The organism is Duganella sp. BJB1802 (assembly GCF_013369445.1).
GTDB lineage: Bacteria > Pseudomonadota > Gammaproteobacteria > Burkholderiales > Burkholderiaceae_D > Rugamonas > Rugamonas vulcania_A.
In genome coordinates this window covers 332,436-351,637 of sequence record NZ_JABWEF010000002.1, presented here as the reverse complement: position 1 = coordinate 351,637, position 19,202 = coordinate 332,436, and the positions used below count along the sequence as shown (strand labels likewise).

Genomic DNA, 19,202 nt, shown 5'->3' with positions numbered 1-19,202 from the left:
AATTTAGCCACTTATATCGGGAGTCTACAATGGTTGACAAGAATACGGCACTGAACACCGGCATGCAGGATGGATTGAAACTCGACGTAGCCATCGTCGGCGCCGGTATCTCCGGCATCTACTCCGCCTACCGCCTGACCACGGCCGGCGCCAGCACGGGCAGTCAGGTGCAGGTCTTCGACATGAACACCCGCATTGCCGGACGGCTCGAATCGGTGCGCCTGCCTGGCATGCCGACGGTACAGGGCGAACTGGGTGGCATGCGCTACCTGACCTCGCAGAAAATCGTCACCACGCTGATCGAAGAAGTCTTCGCCGACCAGATGGAAGCGGTGGAGTTCCCGATGGGCGATCCGGCCGATTTGTATATGTACTTGCGCAAAGACCGTTGCAAGCAAAACGCCTGGACCGAAGCGCAGCGCAAGGGCGAGAAGCTGTCTACCCGCTACTATCTGGACGACGACGACATCGGCTTCAGCGCCGACCAGCTGTTCAGCAAAGTCATTTACAACGTGCTGACCGCCGATCCATGGTTCCGGGAGAATTACGGCCAGTACGTTCACCAGATCGACGAATATAACTACGCCATCGAACTGACGCTGCGCCAGTGGGACCAGATCAAACCCTACCTGACCTACCGTTTCGAAGGCTCGCCGTACGACAGGCGCCTGGTCAACGACATCGGCTTCTGGAATCTGCTCAAGGATCAGGTCTCGCAGGAGGGCTATACCTTCCTGTCGACCGCCGGCGGCTACTACTCCAACACCATCAACTGGAATGCGGCGGAAGCCTTCCCCTACATGATCGGCGATTTCTCCGCCGGCGCGACGTACAAGACCATCGCCCAGGGTTTTGACAGCACGGTGTATGCGATGGCGAACGCGTATATGAGCTACCCAGGCGCATGCATCTGGTCCGAAAACAAGCTGCTGACCTTTAACCGGCAGGATCCGCAACTTGCCACGCATCGCTATGAGCTCGTCTTCCTCAACCTGCGTTCGAACCAGGAGTGGCGGGTCTACGCGAACCGCCTGGTACTGGCGATGCCGCGGCGTTCGCTGGAACTTCTGGATCAGGACAACTTCTTCTTCAACGTCAACCAAAATACCGAACTGAACAAGAACATTCGCTCGGTCATCATGGAGCCTGCGTTCAAGATCCTGATGGGATTCGATACGCCGTGGTGGAATGAGCTGGGGATCACCGCCGGGCATTCCATCACCGACTTGCCGATGCGCCAGTGCTACTACTTCGGCACCGCGCAAGTGACCGACCATTCGATGCTGCTCGGTAGCTACGGCGATATGGAGACGGAGACGTTCTGGAAGGCGCTGTCGGACGATCCGGTGAAATTCCGGCCACGCGCGACCAGGCTGGCATCGCAGCAGGAAGTCGAGGCGCTGAACGACGTCGCGGCGAGCGACATGATGGTCAAGGAGGTGGTCAAGGAACTGCGCGAATTGCACGGCGTGGGAGTCCCTATGCCCTACGTTACCTGGTTCAAGGACTGGGGCGATGACCCGTTTGGCGCCGGCTATCATGCCTGGAAGGCGGGCTACAAGGTGCAGGATGTGATGCCCTACATGCGCAAGCCTTTGTCGACGGAGGATATCCACATCTGCGGCGAAGCGTATTCGGATCAGCAGGGCTGGGTCGAAGGCGCCTTCTGCGAGGCGGAGAAAATGCTGCAGTCCTATTTCGGCCTGCCTCGCCCGAGCTGGCTGCCGGCTGATTATTACCTGGGCTGGTAGATCGCCGCGGCATAACTTCACCTCACCGCGCAAAGTACAAATCGTGGAGCTGCTGGAGTTGCACTTCGGACGCGGGCTGTGACAGGGCCACGCGTCCGCTTTGCATCAAGTAGACGTGATCGGCCACGCCCACCGCGCGCTCGGTATTTTGCTCGACCAGTATGATGGTGCGGCCGCCGGCCTTGAGCCGCACCAGTATCTCGAACAATTCGTTGACGACCAGCGGCGCCAGGCCCAGCGAGGGTTCGTCGATCAGCAGCAGCCTGGGGTCGGACATCAGGCCGCGCGCCATCGCCAGCATCTGCGCTTCGCCGCCGGACAGCGAGCCGGCCATCTGCGTACGCCGTTCGCGCAGGCGCGGGAACATCTCGTAGGCTTCCTCCAGCCTTTGCTTCACATGCGCGCGGTGCGATTTGTGGAAGGCGCCCATGATCAGGTTTTCCTCCACGCCCATGTCGCGAAAGACCATGCGGCCTTCGGGGATCATGGCGACGCTGCGGTCGGCCATGTCCCACGTGGGCGTGCCGTTCAGGCGCGCGCCGTCCAGCCGGATCTCGCCGCCGCCCACCGGCACCAATCCCATGATCGCCCGCAGCAGCGTGGTCTTGCCGGCGCCATTGGGGCCGATGATGGTGGTGAGCTTGCCGGCCGCGACCTGCATCGATACATCCCACAACACGTTGATGGCGCCGTAGCCCGCGCGTACCTGGTCCAGTTCAAGCATGCGCCGCTCCCGTGTAGCTGCGGATTACCTCGGGATCGTTGAACACCGCTTCCGGCGTACCGTCCGCGATCAGCTGGCCGAAGTTGAGCACCACCACCCGCTGGCACAGCGCGTGGATGGTTTCGATATCGTGCTCGATGATGATGATGCCGACGCCGAAGCGCGCGTGCATCTCCTTGAGCATGCCCATGAAGCGCCGCTTGCCGTTGGTCTCCAGCCCGGCCAGCACTTCGTCCAGCAACAGCAGCTTGGGCGTGGTGGCCAGTGCCTTCGCCACTTCCAGTGCCTTGAGTTCGGTCAGCGCCAGTTCGGTGGCGGCGTTGCGGCTTGCCTTGTCGGCCAGGCTGGTGAAGTCCAGGATCTCGGCGATCTTGTCCTCGTCCACGCGGCCGGCGCCGAAGCGCTGGGCCACGATCAGGTTTTCGCGCACCGTCAGCTCGTGCATGGGCTGCGGTATCTGGAAGGTGCGGCCTATGCCCAGCCGCGCGCGCCGGTAGATGGGCGTGCGCAGCACGTCCTGGCGGTCGAAGCGTATCGTGCCGCCGGTTGGCCGCACCAGGCCGGAGATGGCGTTGAACAGCGTGGTCTTGCCGGCGCCATTGGGGCCGACCAGGCCGACCACGTCGTGCGTGCCGACAGTCAGCGTGACGGCGTTGACCGCCGTCAGGCCGCCGAAACGCACCGAGAGATTGTTCAGCTCAAGCATGGTCTTTCCTCCGCAGCAGGGCAAGCAGGCCGGTGGGACTGAAGATGATCATCGCCACCAGCAGTCCGCCCAGCACCAGCTGATGCCCGGTGGGGATCAGCGTCTTGAACACCAGTTGGTCCAGCAGGTACACCACCAGCGCGCCGACCACCGGCCCGGCGATGGTGCGGTAGCCGCCGAAGATGGCGGCGACGATGGGCACCGTGACCCACACGCTGTTGAAGGCGTAGTCGGGTTCGAGGAAGTTGATGTAGTGGGCGTTGAAGGCGCCGGCCACGCCGGCCATGAAGGCGGATACCATCAGCATCAGCCCTTTGAGCAGCGTGCTGTTGACGCCCACCACGCGGGTGGCGTCCTCGCTGTCGTGCATGGCGCGCAGGGCGATGCCGTAGTGGCTGGCGCGGATGGCGCGGTAGGCCAGCGCGAACAGCAGCACGATGGTCAGTATCGTCAGGTAGGCGCCGGTCTTGCCGCTCATGTCGTAGCCGAGTATCGTCGGCAGTCCGGGGATGTTGGCGATGCCGCCGGAGCCGCCGGTGACCGAGCTCCATTCGGTGGCGAGGATGCGGAAGATATGGGCGTAGGCCAGGATGGCCAGGGCGAAGTAGGGGCCGCGCAGCCGCAGCACCGGCAGCATCACGATGGACGCCAGCAGCGCGCCGGCGCCCCCCAGCGCGATGCCCGCCAGTACAGGCACGCCCAGTTTGGCGGTGACGATGGCCGATACATACGCACCCACGCCGAAGAAGGCGCTGTGGCCGAAGCTGACCATGCCGCCCATATTCCCCAGCAGCGCCCAGGACAGGGCGACGCAGCCGATCACCATGGCCGCGACGATCAGGCTCATGACGTAGTTGTCGGCGCCGAGCAGCATGGGAACGGCGATGTAAGCCGCGGCCAGGGCGGCCATCCACCCGAGGCGGATCATCCGCGCCTCCGGGCCGCGCCCATCAGGCCATTGGGCATCACGAACAGCACCAGCAGGAACAAGGTCATGCCGGCCAGCTCCTGCAGGGCCGAACTGGCCAGCGTGACGGTGAGCGCCTCGGCCACGCCGAGCAGCACGGCGCCCAGCAGCACGCCGGGGATCGAGCCTATGCCCGCCAGCACGGTGATGATGAAGGCCTTGACCGTCAACGCGCCGCCATACGCGGGCTGGATCACGCCGTAGCTGTACAGCGCCACGCCCGCGAACCCCGCCAGCATGCCGGCCACGATGAACGACACCAGCTCCGTGCGTCCGGGCGAAATGCCCATCAACTTGGCGGCGTCGCGGTTGCTGGAGACGGCCCGCAGCGCACGCCCGTACCAGCTGCGCGACAGCCACCACCACAAGCCGCCCATCAGCAGCAGGCTGACGACGAAGAAGATCAACTCGCTGCGCATGCTGTACAAGGGGCCGACCACGAAGGCCTCCTGCAGCCAGCTGGAACTGGTCGAGCGTACGTCGGCCTTCCAGATCAGCAGTATCAGGTTGGTCAGGATCACGCCGATGCCGAAGGTGAGTATCAGCGAGTTGATCTCGCGGTCCTTCCTGATGCGGCTGACGATCCAGTACACGCCGGCCGACGTCGCGCTGACCACGACCAGCGCGATCGGTATCGCCCACGCGGGATTGAGGCCCAGCCCCGATTCGACCGAGTAGGCGATGTAGGCCGCCAGCAGTACCAGCTCGCCGTGGGCCAGGTTAATCACCCGCATGGTGCCGAACACCAGCGCCAGTCCCAGCGCGATCAGCGCGTAGGAGCCGCCTTGCAGCAGGCCGGAATACAGCGCCTGGAGTATCAGTTCCGTCACGGCGGCTTACCAGGGCAGGCCCGGATACACCATCTTGCCGGTCGCCGTCTCGCGGGGCCAGACGATGACGATGTTCTTGCCCTGGTGCTGGCCCATGCGGTGCACGAAGTTGGGGTTGTCGCCGTTGGCGCCGAACTGCACGCGGCCGATCAGCGTTTCGCGGTCGGTCTTGCGCAGCTCTTCGGCCACGCCGCCTTTCTTCACCGTGCCCTTGTCGGCGGCGCGGGCGATGGCCTCGAACAGCAGCATCGATTGCACGTAGCCGAACTGGCCGAGGTAGTCCGGCTCCTTCTTGTACAGCGCCTTGTAGGTGTCGGCGAAGGCCTTGCCGTCGGCGGTGTCGAAGACGGCGGGGAAGGGCAGCAGCGCGGTGCCGTACACATTGGGCATCAGGTCCGGGAACTCGGCGGCCATCTTGGGCGTGGCCAGCGACCACACGCCGATCATGGCCTTGACGGGCGGCTTGAGCACCCGCGCGGCGCGCAGGATGCCGACGTAGTCGTTTTCGTAGCCGACCATCAGGATCGCTTCCGATTTGTCCTGCAGCTTGATCTTGTTGATGATCGGCTTGAAGTCGGTGATGGCCGGATCGAAGGAATGCGTGGTGGCCTTGATACCCTTGGCCGTCAGCGCCTTCTGCACCGAGTTGGCCAGGTCGGACGTGGCCTCCTTGGTCGAGAAGATGATGGACACGGATTTCGCGCCCATGTCGGCCAGGAGTCCCTGCACGGCCTTCTCGTAGCCGGCGGTGTTATTAATGCGGAAGAAGTTCTTGCGGCCGCTGTTGACCAGGCTGTCGTCCACGCCACCGGAGGTGATGTAGACCAGCCCCAGTTTGTTGGCAGCGTCGGAGGCGGGGGATATGTTGTTGGAGCCGTAGCCGCCGGTAATCGCCACCGCGCCCTGGCTGGCCAGCTTCTCCACCGCGGCCACCGCCTTGGCCGGCGCCGATTCGTCGTCGATGGTGACGATCTTGATCTTGTGCTTGCCGTTGGTCTTGTTGAATACCTCGGCGGCCACCAGCACGCCCTCCTGCATGCCGGAGCCCACGCGGGCCAGCGTGCCGGTGAGCGGCAGCTCCGCGCCGACCGTGAATTCCTCTGCTTGTGCGCCGCCAGCCAGTGCCATCGCGGTCAGCGCCGCGATTGTGATGTTTTTCATTCCAGTCTCCCTTGTGGTTATTTTTGTGCCAGTTGCCGCAGCTGTCCTTTCAAGATTTTTCCGGTTGCCGCTGCGGGCAGGGCTTGCATTTCGATGATCTCGGACGGGCATTTGTACGGCGACAGCAGGCCCGCCAGGTACTGCTGCAATTCCTCGGGCGTGACGCGGTGGCGCGGGTCGATCTCGACGAAGGCCACCACTTCCTCGTTGCCGTCGTCGGCGTTGCGGCCGACCACCGCCGATTGCGTCACCGCCGGATGGGCGTTGAGCACCGTCTCCACTTCCAGCGGATAGACGTTGAAGCCGGAACGGATGATCAGCTCCTTGGTGCGGCCGACGATGAACAGCGCGCCGTCGGCATCCTGCCGCGCGACGTCGCCGGTATTGAGCCAGCCGCCGTCGCGCATCGCCGCCGCCGTCAGTTCGGGCTCACGGTAGTAGCCGGCCATGATGTTCGGGCCGCGCACCCACAGTTCGCCGTCCTCGCCGGGCGCCACGTCGTCGCCGCCGGCATCCACCAGCCGCACTTCGACGCCGGGGATGACCTGACCCACCGAAGCGTCGTCGCGCGGTTGGTCGAGGCGGGTCTGGCTGATGGTGGGCGAGGTCTCGGTCATGCCGTAGCCGTTGTGCAGCGGCAGGCCAAACAGCTGCTGCACCTGCGCCTTCAGGCTGGGCGCCAGCGGCGAGCCGCCGGCGTAGATGAAGCGCAGCCGCGACGCCAGCGGTTCACCGGCGCCGCCCAGCTGCTCCAGCAGTCGCGCGTACATGGCGGGCACGCCTTGCAGGATGGTCAGGCCGTCGTCGCGGATCGCCTTCAGCACGGCCTCCGGCGCGAAGCGCGGGCACAGGTACAGGCAGGCGCCCGCGTACAGGGTGCCCAGCATGACCGAGGCCAGGCCGTAGACGTGGGTGATGGGCAGCACGCCGTAGGCGCGGTCGGTGGGCGTGAGGCCGCGCAGGGTACTGGAGACTGCGGCGATGAACAGCAGGTTGCGGTGCGTGAGCATCACGCCCTTGGGCTGGCCGGTGGTGCCGGTGGTGTAGATCAGCGCCGCCACCTGTTGCGCCGGATCGGCGTGCACCGGCTCCGGCGCGCAGTGGGCGTTGAGCGCACCGATCATCCATGTGCCGAACGGCGAGGGCGTGGGCACGGCAGCATGGCGCTGGCCGTGCGCGGCGGATTCCGGCGAGGCGGGGAGGGGCGCCGATGCCGAGCCATCGCCCGGCGCCGCCAGGTAGATCACCCGCCGCGCGCCGCTATGGCCCAGGATCTGGTCCACCTCGCGCGCCGACAGGCGGCCGTTGACGTTGACGATCCACGCGTCGATGTCGGCCGCGGCGAAGATCAGCGCCACCTGCGCGGCGCAGTTTTCGCCGACCACCATCAGTCGGTCGCCGGGCCGCACTTCCAGCGCGCGCAGCAGGTTCGCGGTTTCGTCGATGGCTGCCGTCAGCTCGGCGTAGGACCAGTGGCGCGCGCCGTCGTGCAGCGCCGGCGCCTGCGGCGCGCGTTCGGCCCAGCGGCGCGGGATGCCGCCCAGGCGCGCGGGCAGCGTGGCAAGCAGGCGGCCGGTGTCGAGGGCCTCCATCAGGCCCCGGCCGCCTTGATCATGTTGCGGGCGATGACCAGCTGCTGGATCTGCGAGGTGCCTTCGTAGATGCGGAACAGGCGCACGTCGCGGTAGAAGCGCTCGGCCGCGTAGTCCGACACGTAGCCGGCGCCGCCGTGGATCTGCACCGAGCGGTCGGCCACGCGGCCGCACATCTCGGAGGCGAACAGCTTGCAGCACGAGGCTTCGGTCGGGATGTCCTCGCCGTTGTCGCGGCGGCGGGCGGCGTCCAGCACCATGCTGCGGGCGGCGTAGATCTCGGCCTTGCTGTCGGCCAGCATGGCCTGGATCAGCTGGAACTCGGCGATGGGCTGGCCGAACTGCTGGCGCTCCATGGCGTAGCGCAGCGCGTCCTCCAGCATGCGCTCGGCCACGCCCACGCAGATGGCGGAGATGTGCAGGCGGCCCTTGTCCAGCACCTTCATCGCGGTCTTGAAGCCCTGGCCCTCCTTGCCGCCGATGATGCAGGCGGCCGGCACGCGGCAGTTCTCGAGGATCACGTCGCAGGTATGGGCGCCTTGCTGGCCCATCTTTCTGTCCTTTTTGCCGAGCGAGATGCCGGGCGTGCCGCGTTCGACGATGAAGGCCGACACGCCGCCCGGTCCCTTGCGCGTGGCGTCGGTGCGCGCCATCACGGTGAACACGCCGGCCTCCGGCGCGTTGGTGATGTATCGCTTGGTGCCGTTGATGACGTAGTGGTCGCCGTCGCGCACGGCGGAGGTGGCGAGCGAGCCGGCGTCGGAGCCGTATCCCGGCTCGGTCAGCGCGAAGGAGCCGACGATTTCGCCGGAGGCCATGCGCGGCAGCCAGGCGTTCTTCTGGTCCTCGGTGCCGTCGATCAGGATGCCCTGCGAGCCGATGCCGTTGTTGGTGCCGAACAGCGAGCGGAAGGCGGGCGAGGTGCGGGCGATTTCAAACGCGGCCAGCACTTCCTCCTCCATCGTCAGACCCAGGCCGCCGTATTGTTCGGGGATGGAGAGGCCGAACAGGCCCAGTTCGCGCATCTGCGCCACCAGCGCCGGGGGGATCTCGTCGGTTTCGGCCACTTGCTGCTCGTGCGGCACCAGCTGTTCGCGCACGAAGCGGCGGATGCTGTCCAACAGGATGTTGAGCGTTTCCTGGTCTCTTATCATGGGTCTCCCTTTTCGGCAGACTTCAATGTGCCGATTCGGCCAGACCCTGTCAAGCTTTGGTGTTGATTAGCGTCCCGATATTCTGGTCGGCGGCTTGTATCACCTTGGCCGACAGATCGAATTGCGCCTTGTAGACCAGCGAGTTGGTGGTTTCGGTGGCGAGGTCGGTGGCGCTGGGCGCGTCCGCCGCCTGCAGTTGCTGCGCCTGGAAGGAGATCGACACGCCGCTGCCGGCCGGGGCGTTTTCCTTGAACACGGCCTGCGCCGGCTGGAAGCCCTGGGTGCCGGTATTGGCGATCGCGTGCGCGCTGTTGCCCAACGCGCGTTCGGCGGCGTTGAGTCCGGTGACTCCTGAACTGAGTGCGGCGATGGCCATGATCGATATTTCCTTTCGGCAATTAAAGCTAGTGTACACCGGGGCGCCGGGCATTGCACGTGTTTGATTAAAAATTCGGCAGGCTTGACGTCGCCATGCAACTGGGTGAGTATTGTCGGAGAGTTACTTTTGCGGAAATGTTACATGCCTAAGTTACGCCGGCTGCTGTGCGCCTGCCTGATGCTGCTCGCGGCGGCGGCCGGGGCCGAACCCATCGTGGTGCATTATCCCAGGGCCGAGAGCGCCGACGATGAGCGCGGCGAGTACGGCCTGGCGCTGTTGCAACTGGCGCTGGCCAAGTCGGGCGGCTTGTACCGGGTGGAGTTGTCGCCGACCCGCATGCAGCAGAACCGCGCGCTGGTGGAATTGCAGTCCGGCTCCGGCCGCATCGACATCGTCGGCACCATGACCTCGGTCGAGCGTGAGCAGGCGCTGCTGCCGGTGCGGATACCGATGACGCGCGGCCTGATCGGCTGGCGCTTCGTCCTGCTGCGCGGCGACCGCAAGGAATTGCTGCGCGAAGTGCGCTCGGTGGACGACCTGAAGAGGTTTTCCACCGCCCAGGGGCATGACTGGCCGGACCTGCGCATCCTGCGCCACAGCGGCCTGCAAGTGCATGCGCTGGCCGCCTACAACGGCTTGTTCGGCATGCTGAACGCCGGGCGGATCGACTGGGCGCCGCGCTCGGCCTACGAGATCTGGGCCGAGGCGGCGCGCCATCCCGAGCTGGCAATCGATCCGTATATCGTGCTGCACTATGTCACCGCCGATTACTTTTTCGTCAATCGCGACAACCCGGCCCTGGCCGAGGCGGTGCGGGCCGGCCTGGAAACGGCGCTGGCCGACGGCAGCTTTGCGCGCCTGTTCGACCAGCACTTCGCCAGCCTGCTGCGCAAGGCCAGGTTCGACCGGCGCCGGGTGATCGAGCTGCCCAATCCGCTGTTGCCGCCGCAGACTCCGCTGGCGCGCAAGGAGCTGTGGTTCACCCCGGCCGATTTGAAACGCCGTCCGTAGGACAACTCGCTATCTTTATGCTACCCTCCCGCCCGTAGTTGCATGGGTGAAACATGTACTTTAGTTACATGAAAATATAAGGGGCTTTAGATGGCAATATTTGATTTTCTGGAAAAGGAACGGACGGTGGCGGGGTCCGGTTTCAATCGTTGGTTGGTGCCGCCCGCGGCGCTGGCGATCCACCTGTGCATCGGCATGGCGTACGGCTTCTCGGTGTTCTGGCTGCCGCTGTCGCGCGCGCTCGGCATCAAGGAGGCGCTGGCCTGTCCGGCCGACATGGACCTGATGGCCCGGATACTGTCGTCCACCTGCGACTGGCAGATCTCCATGCTGGGCTGGATGTACACGATGTTCTTCGTCTTCCTCGGCCTGTCCGCCTGGCTGTTCGGCGGCTGGCTGGAGCACGCCGGCCCGCGCAAGGCCGGCGTGGTGTCGGCGCTGTGCTGGTGCGGCGGCCTGGTGATCTCGGCGCTGGGCGTGTACCAGCACCAGATCTGGCTGATGTGGCTGGGCTCCGGCGTGATCGGCGGCATCGGCCTGGGGCTGGGCTACATCTCGCCCGTGTCCACGCTGATCAAATGGTTCCCGGACCGGCGCGGCATGGCGACCGGCATGGCCATCATGGGCTTCGGCGGCGGCGCGATGATCGGCGCGCCATTGGCCGACAAGCTGATGAAGTTCTTCGCGACGGCCGATTCGGTCGGCGTGTGGCAGACCTTCCTGGTGATGGCGGCGATCTACTTCGTCTTCATGCTGGCCGGCGCGCTGTCGTACCGCGTGCCGCCGACCGGCTGGAAACCGGCCGGCTGGACGCCGCCGGCCAAGGCCAGCGCCAACACCATGATCACCAGCCGCCACGTCCACGCCAGCAAGGTGTGGGGCATCCCGCAATTCTGGCTGGTGTGGCTGGTGCTGTGCCTGAACGTGACGGCCGGTATCGGCATCCTGGGCATGGCCTCGCCGCTGCTGCAGGAGATCTTCGCCGGCCGGCTGCTGGGCGTGAACGTCGCGTTCAACGATTTGACGCTGGCGCAGAAGGGCCAGATCGCCGCCATCGCGGCCGGCTTCACCGGCCTGCTGTCGCTGTTTAACATCGGCGGCCGCTTCGTCTGGGCCTCGTGCTCGGACTACCTGGGCCGCAAGGCCACCTACGGCATCTTCCTGGTGCTGGGCATCGCGCTGTATGGCCTGGTGCCGTCGATGGCGCACGGCGGGCAGCTGGCGCTGTTCGTCGGCTTCTTCTGCATCATCCTGTCGATGTACGGCGGTGGCTTCGCCACCGTGCCGGCGTACCTGGCCGACTTGTTCGGCGCCCAGATGGTGGGTGCGATCCACGGCCGCCTGCTGACCGCGTGGTCGGTGGCCGGCGTGTTCGGTCCTCTGCTGGTGACCTACATCCGCGAATACCAGATCGCGCACGGCGTGCCGAAGGCGCAGGCCTACGACATCACCATGTACGTGCTGGCCGGCCTGCTGGTGCTTGGCCTGCTGTGCAACCTGATGGTGCGCCCGGTGGCCGACAAGCACTTCATGACCGAGGCCGAACTGGCCGCCGAGAAGAAGCTGGCGCACGAGCGCGACGCCGCCGCATCGAGCGGCACGGCGGTCGCGTCGAACGGCGTGACCAGTCCCGCCGCCGTGGCCTTCGGCTGGCTGGCGGTCGGCATTCCGCTGGCGATCGGCGTGTGGCTGACGGTGCAAAAAGCTGCCGTGTTATTTAAATAACACAGTAGAATAGGGCGCCAGTTCGCGGGGCTGGTCCGGCATCGTGCCGGGCCGGCCCCGCTTTCATTTTCGGGAGCCCTTGGTACATGCTTGAATTACGCAACGTCGTTAAAACTTATGCGAAGAACGTGCGGGCGGTCGACGACGTCAGTCTGAATTTGCCGGCCGGCGTGGTCGGCCTGATCGGCCATAACGGCGCGGGCAAGACCTCGCTGATGCAGATGATCGCCACGCTGACCCGGCCGACCAGTGGCCAGATCCTGTTCGACGGCGCCGACATCGTCAAGCAGCCCGACGCCATACGCGGCCGATTGGGCTTCCTGCCGCAGGACTTCGGCGTGTATCCGAACCTGACGGCGCTGGAGTTCCTGCAGTACTTCGCGGCGTTGAAGGGCGTGCGCGATCCGGCCCGCCTGCGGCTGCTGCTGGAGATGGTCAACCTGCACGAGCATGCGAACCGGCAGGCGGCCGGCTTCTCGGGCGGCATGCGGCGCCGGCTCGGCATCGCCCAGGCGCTGCTCAACGATCCCGATGTGCTGATCGTCGACGAGCCGACCGCCGGCCTCGATCCCGAGGAGCGGCTGCGCTTCCGCCACCTGCTGTCGGAGATCGGCTTCCGCAAGCTGGTGATCGTGTCGACCCACATCGTCTCCGATATCGAGAACATGGCGAGCCACCTGGCCATCATGAACAAGGGCAGGCTGATGGCCTACGACACGCCGGACAGCTTCGTGCGCGACGCGCGCAGCAAGGTGTGGTCGGTCACGGTGGAGGCGCAACACTACGAGGCCCTGCGCGGCGAGGTGCAGGTGCTGCAGGCGCAGCGCAATGAGCACGGCATCAGCCTGCGCATCGCCCACGCGTCCTCGCCGTGCGCCGGCGCGGTGCCGGCCGAACCGACGCTGGAGGAAGCGCTGATGACGCAGCGCTACGCCGTGCAGGAAGCGGCGGCATGAACGCGCTGGCACTGAAGCTGTTGCTGCTGACCGAGGTGCGGCTGCGCATGCGCCGCACCGGCACGCTGGTGGCCGTGCTGGCGCTGATCGCGCTGACCTGGGTGATGGTGGGCGATCCGGCCAGGGGCGTGGCGATGATCACCGCCGACGACACGCGCGTGGCCTACACCAGCAGCTGCCTGGCCTTCGGCAGCGCGGCGCTGGGCGGCCTGTTTTTCGGGCTGGCCGGCTTCTACCTGGTGCGCGGGCGCATGAGCGAGGATGTGCGCAGCGGCGCCGGCGCGGTGCTGGCGGCCACGCCGGTCAGCAACGCCGTGTTCCTGTTCGGCCGCTGGCTGGGCGGCGTGGCCTACCTGTGCGGACTGCTGTTCATCTTCATGTTGACCATGCTGGTGCTGCACATGGTGCGTGGCCAGGGGCCGATCCAGCCGCTGGTCTATCTGCAGACCTTCGCGGTGCTGTTGCTGCCGCTGGTGTTCTTCACCACCGCGATGGCGCTGCTGTGCGACGCGTGGGCGCCGCTGATGGGCAAGCGGGGCGACGTGTTGTACTTCATCCTCTACGTGGCGCAGTTGGCGGCACCCATTGCGTTGACCGCTGAGAGCAATGGCTTATGGTCGCCGTTGCTGCTGATCGATTTTTCCGGCATGGGCGCGTCGGTGCTGACCGTGAAGGCGATACTGCACACTTCCAATTTCACCATCGGTGGCGGCGAATTCAATCCGGCGCTGGCGCCGCTGGTGCTGCCCACCTGGCTGTGGAGCGCGCAGCTGACGGCCACGCGCTTCGGTTGCGCGCTGGTGGCCTTGTTGCCGCTGTTGCCGGCCCAATGGCTGTTCCATCGCTTCGCGCCGGACCGCGTCAAGGTGCGCGCACCGGGCGGCGGCCGCTGGTCGCCGCTGGCCCTGGCCAATCGCCTGCTGCGGCCGTTGCTGCGGCTGGTGCGTCCGCTGTTCGGCCTGGCCGCGCGCGTGCCGGGCATGGCCGGCCAGGCGCTGGCGGTGCTGGCGCTGACGCTGGTGTCCAATCCGGCGGCGGTAATGGCGGCGCTGGTGCTGTGGATCGTCGGCTGCGTGCTGCCGGCGGCGGCGCTGGGCGGCGTGATCGTCGCGGCCATCGCCGTCTGGGGCGTGCTGGTGAGCGAGATCAGCGTGCGCGACCATCAGCACGACGTGGACGCGATGAGCGGCACGGCGCCAGGCGGCGGCGGGCGCCGTTATGGCGCGCAGTTGCTGGCGTCCTGCATGTTGGCGCTGCTGTTCACCGCGCCGGTGTTGCTGCGCTGGACGATGGCGGTGCCACTGCGCGCCGCCGCGTTGCTGACCGGCGTGCTGGCGCTGGCCGGCGCCGCCAGCGTGCTCGGGAGCACCAGCCGCAGCAGCCGCGTCTTCCTCGCACTGTTTCTGTTTGGCATGTACGTCGCGACACAGGCGACCAAGGTGCCCGTGCTGGACGTGGTCGGCTTCAACGGCGTCGCCACGCCGCAAACGGTGGGTGTGCAGTTGCTGCTGGGCTTGGCGCTGGCCACGGGTGGCCTCTGGCATGAAAGGTGGCGCGCCGCGCGCGATTGAATGAAGAAGGTGTGGCTCTGGAGTAATCCTGATTGCGGGGATCCGGCGATGTGCATCCCGCACGTTTGATCTAGATCAGATGTCGCGGGACTGTCTAACGTAGCCTTGGCATTCGCGCTGCCAACGCGGCGTCGAAACCGGTTCGACACTCCCCAGGCCATCCTTTTACTTTCTTTTCGAGGCAAATCTATGTATCCATTTTCCCAATCTGTCACCCCGGCAGCCAAAACCCATATGGAAGCTCAGTTGTCGTTCTTTAACGACATGTCGAAGTCCTTGTTCCGCACTGTGCAGCAGTACAGCGACCTGAACATTCAATTGGCTCAAACCCTGCTGGAAGAAAGCACGATGACGGGCCAGCAGATCATCACCGCGCACCGTCCGACGGAGGCGATCGCCGCCGCCGCCGCCCACGCCCAGCCCACAGCGGAAAAGCTGCGCGCCTACCAGCAGCACCTGTCGCGCATCGCCGCCGACACCCAGGTCGACTTGTCCAAAGTGGCGGAGGAACACGTGCAGGAAACCAGCCGCACCGCCAAGGCGCTGGCGGACGAAGTGGCGCGCGTGACGTCGGAAGAAACGGAAAAAACGCTGCGCAGCCATCAGGACGCGGTGGAGCGCTTCTCCGATCCTTTCGTCTCGCACACGGACGGCATGCGTCAATCGCGCGGCAATGAAATGCGCGGCACCTCGACCATGCAGAGCGCCGGCCATAACGGCACCGAAAGCCGTGAAGGCCGCGAAGGCAGCATGCAAGGCGGGCAAGCCTCGCAGGCCCAAACCGCCGCTCAAGCTGCTCAAGCCAGCAAACAGACTGGCGCCCGCAAGGAAACCTGAGACGGGCGACGGGGCCGATAAGCCCTGATTCCCGCCGCGCCGTGCGATCCCCCGTCGCGCGCCGCGGCATTTTTTTTTGTCCATGCTTTATCATGGGCGGCTTGACGCTGTCTGGAGATAAAGATGACCAATACCGCCGCCGCGCAGCCTGAATCGCTGCACATCGTTTGCCCGCATTGCGACGCCGTCAACCGCGTGCCCGCCGCCAAACTGGCCCAGCAGCCCGTGTGCGGCAAGTGCCAGAAGGCGCTGTTCACCGGCCAGCCGGTGGACTTGTCGGCCGCGCGCTTTCTCAAGCATATCGAGCGCAGCGACATTCCGGTGCTGGTGGATTTCTGGGCGCCCTGGTGCGGCCCGTGCCGGACCATGGCGCCGTTCTATACGCAGGCCACGCAGCGGCTGGAGCCGCAGTTCCGCGTGGTCAAGCTCAACACCGAGGAAGCCCAGGAACTGGCGGCGCGCTATGCGATCCGCAGCATACCCACGCTGGCGCTGTTCAAGGGCGGGCGCGAAGTGGCGCGCCAGCCGGGCGCGATGGACGCGGCAAATATCGTCGCGTGGGCGACGCAGAATAATCGCGGTTGAGGTTTGCCGCCGCTTATTCGGCGACGCGCTCCAGCCATTTGCGGATGCCGTCCAGCGTGCGGAAATCGGCCACGGAGCGCGTGTTGATGTGCGGGTGGCGGCTCTGCAGCATGCGCGATAGCGCGGCGCCCGGGCCAAGCTCCAGCGCGTAGGTGATGCCGGCTTCGGCGGCGGCGTCCATGCAGCCGGCCCAGTGGATGGTTTCCGCCAGCTGGCGCGAGAGCTGGTCCACCGCCTGCGCCTTGGTGGTGACGGCCGTCGCGCCGATGCCGGACAATACCGGCGCGACCATCGGCTTGAATTCCACCTGCTGCAAGGCCGTCGCGAACGGGGCCACGGCCGCTTGCATGTAGCGCGTGTGCGAGGCTACTTCCACCGGCAGACGCGTGCTGCGTCCTCCTGCCGCGTGTACGGCGCGCTCCAGTGCTTCGGCGCTCGCGGCCGGGCCGCCGGCGATGCAGGCGTCGTCGCCGTTTTCTATGCTCATGTAAAAATCGTGTTCGGCCAGCAGGACCGCCACGCGCGGCAGCGCCAGGCCGGAGATGGCCGTCAGCGTCTGGCCGGGCAGGGCGAGGGCGCAGCCGTCCATCAGCCGTGCGCGTTCGACGGCCAGCCGCACCGCAGTCTCCGGCGGGCAGGCTCCAACGACACCGTATGCGGCCAGCTCGCCGATGCTGTAGCCGGCCACCAGCGCGGGCTGCGGCGCGAACGCGCGGATCGATTCCCACATCGCCAGCGTGGCCGCGACGATCAGCGGCTGGGCGTTGCGGTTGGCGTAGATGTCCGCATCGCCGGCCAGCGCCAGGCCGGCCAGCAGCGTGCCGGCGGTGGCGTCGCCGGCGGGGCTGCTGCGGGCCAGGTCGAACATCGCCGCGTGCTGGCCGCCCTGGCCGGGGCAGAGCAGCAGCAGGCGGGAATGCGCGCCGTAGGACATAGTCATGCCCGTCCGCGATCCAGCGAGGCGAAGGCGTGCACCAGGCAGCTGGCCGCCAGCAGATCCGCCGCGCCGCCCGGCGACAGGCGCTGCCGCACGAACTCCCGATGGCTGGCCAATGCCTCGGCATGCCACTCGGCGTTGGCCGTGCCGCCAAGGTCGATGAAGCGTTGCGCATGTGCGCGCACGGCCTGCGCGCCTTGCGGGCCGGCGCGGTGATAGACGTTGCTGTCGTTGATGGAGGCCATCAGCGTGAACAGGGTGTCGATGCGCGCATGCGTCATGCGTGCGCCGCGTGCGCGCGCTGCCTGCAACGCCGGCACGCCGATGTCGAACACCGACGGTAGCCCGAGCGCGCCTTCCTCCCGCGCGCCGCTGACCGCATACAGCGCCGCCACGCGCAGGCCGTTGCTGTTTTCCTCCGGCGGCGCCGCGTGCATGGCCAGCTCGCCGCCCCAGCGTATCAGCATGGCGGCGCGCAGCGCGGCGGGCGTCATCGGCGTGCCTTGTGCACGGGCGCGTCCGGCGGTGGCGCACAGCAGGCCAAGGCTGAAGATCGCGCCGCGATGCGTGTTGATGCCGTGCGTCGCCTTGAGCATCGCCGCCTCGGCTTCGATGCCCAACTGCTTGAGCCGCGCGAACGGCGCGTCGTCCCATCCCGCCAGGCAGATTTTTTTAAAGTAGTGACGCAGCGAGAACAGGCTGCGCATGAAGGTCTGCGCGTCCATGTCGTCATGGCTGCCGGTGTCCACCGGCGATACCAATCCCGGCTTCGGATACAGGCAAAGCTCCGCGTGCAGGCTGCCGACCGCCATCCGCGCCACGTCGCCGGCAAAGCTGCGCCGCGCTTTGCGATCCTCCGCATTCGGCATCGGTACCGGCAAGCGTCGGCGCACGTTTGTGCGGATGGCGCGCATCAGCTATCCTCCAACGTCGCCAGCAGCGACGCCGTATCCACCAGCCGCACCCCATGCAGTTCCTTGACGATCACCCTGGCCGGATTGTCCATCGCCGTGCGCCACTCCTTCCACGACACCGCCTGCCCGCCGGGGAACACGATCTCGCCGTCGAGCGGAACGTGCGTCGCGTGCCGCGAGAGCAGCGCCACGCCGTCATGCAGCTCTTCCCGGCTGCGCGGATGGAACAGGATGTCGATGTCCGAGGTCGGCGTCAAATAAAGGAGCCCAGTCAGCGCCTGCATCGCCATCGATCCGTAGATGCGCAGGTGCAGGTGCGCCGTCTCGCTCTCCAGCGCCGTCAGCGACTCGCGCCACGATCCAGCGCTGCGCAAGGCCGCGCGCAGCTCCACCGCCGGCGATGTCCTGCTGATTTCCGCCGTCTGCGCGCGCAGCGATATACGCACCTTCTCGCCGGTGTCCTCGTCCGGCGGCAGCGGCAGGCCGAGACAGATCTCGTCCGGCGGCGCATCGATGTCGACGCGCCGCACCACGGCAGGCCAGTCCTGTCCCTGCCACAGCGTCAGCGCGGCCTTGTGCCTCGGCTCGGCCACGCGCATCACCTCCTGCCAGCCCGCCTCGGACAGCCACACCAGCATATGCCGTTCCAGGCCGCGCCCGGCGGCCTGCATCGTCCGCGCCGGTTCAGGCAACGCGGACATGGCTGTCGGTCATCACTGCATCGATCACCGGCTGCGCCCAGCGCCGGCCGCCTCGTTGCAGGCCCAGGGCGCTGCGCTGGTCGCCATTGGCCGGCGCGGCCAGCGCGGCGCGCAAGTGCGCGGCCAGGTCGCCTTCCCAGATCGCTTCGAGTCCGCCCATGCGCAGATAGTTCTCCGGCCCCGGCGCGAACACCGGATTACTTTGCGCCAGTTCCGTCAAGCGCTCCTCCGGCACCTTGGTGATGCGCGCCATCGCCGGCAAGCCCATGACGCGGATGGTGGCGTCGGGCAGGGCGTAGCAGGCGTCGGCCAGCAGGCCGCTGGTGATGAAGCCTCCGGACAGCGCCTGGTCGTACACCAGGCCGATGATCTTGTGCCCCTTGCGCCGCGCCAGGTCCACGCATTTGCCCAGGTGCGCCATGTAGCTGTTAATGCCCAACATCTCGTCGCGGTGGCGCAGGCGCTGGCCCTGCGTATCGACCAGCATCAGTATCGGCATGCCGGGGAATTCGCGCACCGTGCGCAGGATGGCCTTGGCCTGCGCCATCGCGATCTCCACGCCGATCGGCGTATGGGCCGTGGTGCCGATCACCGCCACCGCCTGTCCATCCACCTGCGCGCTGCCGCACAGGAAATCGTCCTGCTCGACGATGGCGTGCCCTTGCGGGAACAGCGTGTCAGCCAGTTTTTTCCAATCCATC

General features: G+C 66.4%; 19 protein-coding genes. 7 read left to right on the top strand and 12 right to left on the bottom strand.

All coding sequences use genetic code 11. The features are described 5' to 3' along the window. Nucleotides 1-29 precede the first annotated feature (29 nt). Nucleotides 30-1,751, top strand: a complete 1,722-nt coding sequence (locus HUX88_RS04745) for an FAD-dependent oxidoreductase (protein ID WP_176361000.1) — start codon at nt 30-32, stop codon at nt 1,749-1,751. A gap of 22 nt (nt 1,752-1,773) precedes the next feature. Here the strand turns inward: HUX88_RS04745 and HUX88_RS04740 are convergent, their stop codons facing one another. Genes HUX88_RS04740 through HUX88_RS04705 form a run of 8 tightly spaced genes read right to left on the bottom strand, consistent with a single transcriptional unit; the run spans nt 1,774 to nt 9,261 of the window. Continuing rightward, nucleotides 1,774-2,475: an ABC transporter ATP-binding protein gene (locus HUX88_RS04740; protein WP_176360999.1), complete on the bottom strand. Its 702-nt coding sequence runs from the start codon at nt 2,473-2,475 to the stop codon at nt 1,774-1,776. Beyond that, nucleotides 2,468-3,181 (bottom strand): ABC transporter ATP-binding protein, encoded by a 714-nt coding sequence (locus HUX88_RS04735; protein ID WP_176360998.1) that lies wholly within the window; start codon nt 3,179-3,181, stop codon nt 2,468-2,470. The genes HUX88_RS04740 and HUX88_RS04735 overlap by 8 nt, the downstream gene beginning before the upstream one ends. Beyond that, on the bottom strand, nt 3,174-4,109 hold the full coding sequence (locus HUX88_RS04730; protein WP_176360997.1) for a branched-chain amino acid ABC transporter permease: 936 nt from the start codon (nt 4,107-4,109) through the stop codon (nt 3,174-3,176). Before HUX88_RS04730 ends, HUX88_RS04735 begins: the two co-directional genes overlap by 8 nt. Next, on the bottom strand, nt 4,106-4,978 hold the full coding sequence (locus HUX88_RS04725) for a branched-chain amino acid ABC transporter permease (protein ID WP_161091193.1): 873 nt from the start codon (nt 4,976-4,978) through the stop codon (nt 4,106-4,108). Before HUX88_RS04725 ends, HUX88_RS04730 begins: the two co-directional genes overlap by 4 nt. A gap of 6 nt (nt 4,979-4,984) precedes the next feature. After that, nucleotides 4,985-6,139: an ABC transporter substrate-binding protein gene (locus HUX88_RS04720; protein WP_176360996.1), complete on the bottom strand. Its 1,155-nt coding sequence runs from the start codon at nt 6,137-6,139 to the stop codon at nt 4,985-4,987. A 17-nt stretch (nt 6,140-6,156) separates the two neighbouring features. Further along, entirely contained in the window at nt 6,157-7,731 is a 1,575-nt protein-coding gene (locus HUX88_RS04715) for a class I adenylate-forming enzyme family protein (protein WP_176360995.1), read from the bottom strand. Continuing rightward, a complete protein-coding gene (locus HUX88_RS04710) occupies nt 7,731-8,885 on the bottom strand; it encodes an acyl-CoA dehydrogenase family protein (RefSeq protein ID WP_176360994.1) in 1,155 nt (384 codons plus the stop codon). Before HUX88_RS04710 ends, HUX88_RS04715 begins: the two co-directional genes overlap by 1 nt. A gap of 49 nt (nt 8,886-8,934) precedes the next feature. After that, on the bottom strand, nt 8,935-9,261 hold the full coding sequence (locus HUX88_RS04705; RefSeq protein WP_117015586.1) for a flagellar basal body rod C-terminal domain-containing protein: 327 nt from the start codon (nt 9,259-9,261) through the stop codon (nt 8,935-8,937). A 144-nt stretch (nt 9,262-9,405) separates the two neighbouring features. Here HUX88_RS04705 and HUX88_RS04700 point away from each other — a divergent pair, with 144 nt between their 5' ends. The 6 genes from HUX88_RS04700 to trxC all read left to right on the top strand — a co-directional run bounded on the left by HUX88_RS04700 (nt 9,406) and on the right by trxC (nt 15,949). Further along, the gene (locus tag HUX88_RS04700) at nt 9,406-10,275 is read left to right on the top strand and encodes an ABC transporter substrate-binding protein (RefSeq protein ID WP_176360993.1); all 870 of its coding nucleotides are present in this window, start codon (nt 9,406-9,408) and stop codon (nt 10,273-10,275) included. Between the two features lie 90 nt (nt 10,276-10,365). After that, nucleotides 10,366-12,000, top strand: coding sequence for an OFA family MFS transporter (locus HUX88_RS04695; RefSeq protein WP_176360992.1), 1,635 nt, complete (start codon nt 10,366-10,368; stop codon nt 11,998-12,000). Nucleotides 12,001-12,086: 86 nt separating this feature from the next. After that, on the top strand, nt 12,087-12,956 hold the full coding sequence (locus HUX88_RS04690) for an ABC transporter ATP-binding protein (RefSeq protein WP_117015589.1): 870 nt from the start codon (nt 12,087-12,089) through the stop codon (nt 12,954-12,956). Then, on the top strand, nt 12,953-14,527 hold the full coding sequence (locus tag HUX88_RS04685) for a hypothetical protein (RefSeq protein ID WP_176360991.1): 1,575 nt from the start codon (nt 12,953-12,955) through the stop codon (nt 14,525-14,527). Before HUX88_RS04690 ends, HUX88_RS04685 begins: the two co-directional genes overlap by 4 nt. A 189-nt stretch (nt 14,528-14,716) precedes the next feature. After that, on the top strand, nt 14,717-15,364 hold the full coding sequence (locus tag HUX88_RS04680) for a phasin family protein (protein ID WP_117015591.1): 648 nt from the start codon (nt 14,717-14,719) through the stop codon (nt 15,362-15,364). A gap of 123 nt (nt 15,365-15,487) precedes the next feature. Then, a complete protein-coding gene (gene trxC, locus HUX88_RS04675; RefSeq protein ID WP_161083229.1) occupies nt 15,488-15,949 on the top strand; it encodes a thioredoxin TrxC in 462 nt (153 codons plus the stop codon). A 13-nt stretch (nt 15,950-15,962) separates the two neighbouring features. On the opposite strand, the gene HUX88_RS04670 is transcribed toward trxC, so the two are convergent. The 4 genes from HUX88_RS04670 to mdcE are packed head-to-tail and all read right to left on the bottom strand — an operon-like array spanning nt 15,963 to nt 19,201. Then, entirely contained in the window at nt 15,963-16,889 is a 927-nt protein-coding gene (locus tag HUX88_RS04670) for an ACP S-malonyltransferase (protein WP_176360990.1), read from the bottom strand. After that, nucleotides 16,886-17,800: a triphosphoribosyl-dephospho-CoA synthase MdcB gene (gene mdcB / locus HUX88_RS04665; protein WP_176360989.1), complete on the bottom strand. Its 915-nt coding sequence runs from the start codon at nt 17,798-17,800 to the stop codon at nt 16,886-16,888. Before mdcB ends, HUX88_RS04670 begins: the two co-directional genes overlap by 4 nt. Then, entirely contained in the window at nt 17,800-18,501 is a 702-nt protein-coding gene (gene mdcG, locus HUX88_RS04660; protein ID WP_229219196.1) for a malonate decarboxylase holo-[acyl-carrier-protein] synthase, read from the bottom strand. Before mdcG ends, mdcB begins: the two co-directional genes overlap by 1 nt. Beyond that, on the bottom strand, nt 18,485-19,201 hold the full coding sequence (gene mdcE, locus HUX88_RS04655) for a biotin-independent malonate decarboxylase subunit gamma (protein WP_117015595.1): 717 nt from the start codon (nt 19,199-19,201) through the stop codon (nt 18,485-18,487). The genes mdcG and mdcE overlap by 17 nt, the downstream gene beginning before the upstream one ends. Nucleotide 19,202 lies beyond the last annotated feature (1 nt).